Source organism: Microcystis sp. M53603_WE2 (genome assembly GCF_030065435.1).
On sequence record NZ_JASJFF010001353.1, the window covers coordinates 1 to 1,564 of the forward strand.

Annotated in this window: 3 protein-coding genes; 1 reads left to right on the forward strand and 2 read right to left on the reverse strand. The window is 36.1% G+C overall.

Annotation, left to right across the window (positions count from 1 at the left end; all coding sequences use genetic code 11):
* Positions 1–106: 106 nt before the first annotated feature.
* A complete protein-coding gene (locus PX481_RS28470) occupies positions 107–397 on the reverse strand; it encodes a type II toxin-antitoxin system RelE/ParE family toxin (RefSeq protein ID WP_288026770.1) in 291 nt (96 codons plus the stop codon).
* A gap of 487 nt (positions 398–884) precedes the next feature.
* Here PX481_RS28470 and PX481_RS28475 point away from each other — a divergent pair, with 487 nt between their 5' ends.
* Entirely contained in the window at positions 885–1,142 is a 258-nt protein-coding gene (locus PX481_RS28475) for a hypothetical protein (protein WP_002762931.1), read from the forward strand.
* A gap of 93 nt (positions 1,143–1,235) precedes the next feature.
* Here PX481_RS28475 and PX481_RS28480 read toward each other — a convergent pair whose 3' ends face one another.
* Complete coding sequence (locus PX481_RS28480; RefSeq protein ID WP_353852241.1) at positions 1,236–1,421, reverse strand: putative toxin-antitoxin system toxin component, PIN family; 186 nt, start codon at positions 1,419–1,421, stop codon at positions 1,236–1,238.
* Positions 1,422–1,564: the final 143 nt, after the last annotated feature.

Genomic DNA, 1,564 nt, shown 5'->3' on the forward strand with positions numbered 1-1,564 from the left:
ACAATTCCTATTTTTTCATAATTAGGGTCTCAAGCTCCCCCTAACGGCCACCGAGAAAACCTTCACCAGATAAGTATTTTTACTCAAGTCTCTGGAGGGGGACAGCTTATGTGACAGTTGAGGGTGCGGAATGTGGGTTCTTAAAGGCATGGAGAATAAAAATAGCATTGCTTAGTTTAAGAGCATAAACTGTTCTATAGGTATCGGTTTGATAATCGCTGACTATTTCAAAAACACCATTAAACCCCTTTAAGCTTTTGACATTAGGATGATTTTGATTATTCTGAACACGATAAAGAATGCAGCCAACTTCATCAACAACCTCTTCAGGAAATTCTAATAGCTCCTTTTTTGATGCTCCAATCCAGATAAAAGTTTTCAGTTGTTTATCTACCATTTTTTTGAAAAAATGTGACAAATACAAATAAAAAGCTCATAAATTTGTTATAAAAATCCTCAAGACTAAGTTTGACAAAAAACCTGAGATTGTTATATTCTACAGGTGAAAAGCTTTTGCAAGAGAGAGCCACACCCCACGCACCAATTATATCATTCATTCTACCTGAATATCAAACAGGAACTAGAAACCTGTTACTAGGGAGAGATTGCTACGGGGGGATATTCGGTAGCAGTTAAATAATCATAATAAAAACCACTCCAGACACAGTAGCGGCTCTTGTAGGGTGCGTTAGTGATAGCGTAACGCACCCATTTTCTTAAGATGGTGCGTTACGGCGCGATAATAATTTAATTATTAACAAATTTCCTTTAAATACGCGCAAACACGCACCCTACAAGCTGATTTAAGAGAAGTAGAATCCTTTATTTAGTCAATAAGTTAACATATAATTGAGTTAAGACATTCTCATTCAACAATTTTCCCTATGGCACAAGCTCAGGAACCGAACGATAAAAATTATGAAGTGGAGCGTCAATTGAGGAGTCTTAATCGGCGCCTGGAGCGTCTGGAAGATACCCAAGTGACAGGAAGAGAGCTAAACCGGAGTTTTGATCGAGTCTATGAGGAAATTGATCATCTTGAAGATAAAGTTGATCGGCTTCAATCGAATTTTGAAGAGTTTCGTGATGAGATTAACCAAAAATTAGATACGATTTTACAACATATTACGGGCATCAATTAAATTGACAGCGATCATCAATAAAGTATTATCGTAGGTTGGGTTGAACGATAGTGAAACCCAACACTTTTAAATAATTGAGTTGGGTTTCGTTCCTCAACCCAATCTACAGATTACTAAAAATTGTTGATAAGTAACAATTTTAGTTATTCCAAATTGTTGCAAAATTAATAAATCTTGATCGCCTGTAATTAAAAAGTCAGCTTGACTATCTTTGGCTAAGGCTAAAAGGTAGTTATCTTTAGCGTCTCTACAGATATTAATTTTTGATTTAGTCTCAATACAGGTTCTTCGTTACTTGGTATGGTTCGATAGGGGGCATAAATCGACTAAATCCTTATCTGGCAAGAGACTTAATTGATTAGTTCGCTCTAGAGCAAAAACAATTGACAAAAATCGCTAAATGCCTTTCTCTATAAGGGTTC